Genomic DNA, 2,500 nt, shown 5'->3' with positions numbered 1-2,500 from the left:
CCTACCACCTATCCTACACATGCCGACACGAATGCCAGTGTAAAGCTATAGTAAAGGTGCACGGGGTCTTTCCGTCTGACCGCAGGAACCCCGCATCTTCACGGGGAATTCAATTTCACTGAGTCTATGTTGGAGACAGCGGGGAAGTCGTTACGCCATTCGTGCAGGTCGGAACTTACCCGACAAGGAATTTCGCTACCTTAGGACCGTTATAGTTACGGCCGCCGTTTACTGGGGCTTCAGTTCAAAGCTTGCACCTCTCCCTTTAACCTTCCAGCACCGGGCAGGCGTCAGACCCTATACGTCGTCTTGCGACTTCGCAGAGCCCTGTGTTTTTGATAAACAGTCGCTACCCCCTGGTCTGTGCCACCCCATCATGGTTGCCCAAAATGGGGTCACGCTTCTTCCGAAGTTACGCGTGCAATTTGCCGAGTTCCTTCAACATAGTTCTCTCAAGCGCCTTGGTATACTCTACCTGACCACCTGTGTCGGTTTCGGGTACGGTCTATACGGTGGAGCTGTTTCCTGGAACCGCGTCCCTGCGAGATCAATCCAATAAGACCTCACAAGTTGAGCAATCCGTCACTACCACCAGGCCCACGAATATTAACGTGGTTCCCATCGACTACGCGTGTCCGCCTCGTCTTAGGGGCCGGCTAACCCTGCTCAGATTAACTTTAAGCAGGAACCCTTGGTCTTTCGGCGAGAGGGTCTCTCACCCTCTTTATCGTTACTCATGTCAACATTCGCACTTCCGATACCTCCAGGATGCCTCACGGCTGTCCCTTCACAGGCTTACGGAACGCTCCGCTACCACGTGCACAAGTGCACATCCTCAGCTTCGGTGCATGGCTTTAGCCCCGTTACATTTTCGGCGCAAAGACCCTTATTTAGACCAGTGAGCTGTTACGCTTTCTTTAAATGATGGCTGCTTCTAAGCCAACATCCTGGTTGTTTTGGGATCCTCACATCCTTTCCCACTTAGCCATGACTTGGGGACCTTAGCTGGAGGTTAGGGTTGTTGCCCTTTTCACGACGGACGTTAGCACCCGCCGTGTGTCTGCCTGATAGTACTCCTGGGTATTCGGAGTTTGGTTAGGATCAGTAAGACGGTGAGTCCCCATAGCCCATCCAGTGCTCTACCCCCCAGGGTATTCGTCAGACGCTCTACCTAAATAGATTTCGCGGAGAACCAGCTATTTCCGAGTTTGATTGGCCTTTCACCCCTAGCCACAAGTCATCCCAATCTATTGCAACAGATGCGGGTTCGGTCCTCCAGTTGGTGTTACCCAACCTTCAACCTGCTCATGGCTAGATCACTCGGTTTCGGGTCTAATGCAACAAACTAAATCGCCCTATTCAGACTCGCTTTCGCTTCGCCTACACCTACCGGCTTAAGCTTGCTTGTTACACTAAGTCGTTGACCCATTATACAAAAGGTACGCCGTCACCCTTGCGGGCTCCGACTGTTTGTAGGCATCCGGTTTCAGGTTCTATTTCACTCCCCTTGTCGGGGTGCTTTTCACCTTTCCCTCACGGTACTTGTTCGCTATCGGTCATGCACGAGTACTTAGGCTTGGAGAGTGGTCTCCCCATGTTCAGACAGGATTTCTCGTGTCCCGCCCTACTCTAGGACAATCATGCCATCTACGCGTACGGGGCTGTCACCCGCTACGGCCAAACTTTCCAGATTGTTCCGCTTTAAACACAATTGCCACTGGCCTGGTCCGCGTTCGCTCGCCACTACTTGCGGAGTCTCGGTTGATGTCCTTTCCTGCAGGTACTTAGATGTTTCAGTTCCCTGCGTTCGCTTCTTACACCCTATGTATTCAGGTGAAGATACCTTATCACAATACCTAGAAACCATTCCGGTTTCGATTGCGCCGGACGACCGGCGACGCGCTACCGCGCTGTATTGCCGCCAAACCCGAACTTCGAGCAAGGCACCCATACAGGCCGATAGGCCGTCGGCGATCGTTCGCCGTGCGTCGGACCAAAGGTCCGACAACCAGAATGATTTTCTAGGTATTTAAGGTGGGTTGCCCCATTCGGAGATCCATGGATCAAAGCTCATTCGCAGCTCCCCACGGCTTTTCGCAGCGTATCACGTCCTTCATCGCCTGTGCATGCCAAGGCATCCACCAAATGCCCTTACGACACTTAATCGTTCTCATTGCCAATGCTCATCTTTAGTTGGATTTGGCAAACCTTGTCCCTTCGGCTTTCGCCTCGGGGGGTGCCAAATCTGACCATACGGACAATCTTGCGATTGCCGTGCGCTCAGCTCCAACAATCCGGTTACCTTTTACAACCGGATCATTCAGATGCCATCGACGTGTTCGATCCGGTCCCTTTATTGGAGCTACGCCGAGCAGCTCACTTGGGCCGGATCTTTAAGACCAGCTTCTCGAGATTAAATCCGGTACCGCGCGGTCAGGCAACGGTAATCCGATCATTGATCAGACAGTGTCGAAGACACCGAACAATCAACGATCCAGAG

General features: G+C 52.6%; 1 rRNA gene (only partly in view). It reads right to left on the bottom strand.

Annotated elements, in window-relative coordinates:
* Positions 1-2,166 (bottom strand): 23S ribosomal RNA (locus HGP14_RS34925); it reaches 760 nt to the left of the window's first position.
* Between the last annotated feature and the right edge of the window lie 334 nt (positions 2,167-2,500).

The organism is Rhizobium sp. P32RR-XVIII, assembly GCF_012641395.1.
Lineage (GTDB): Bacteria > Pseudomonadota > Alphaproteobacteria > Rhizobiales > Rhizobiaceae > Rhizobium.
Note: the sequence above shows the minus strand (reverse complement) of the source record. Positions and strands in the feature narration are given on the sequence as shown.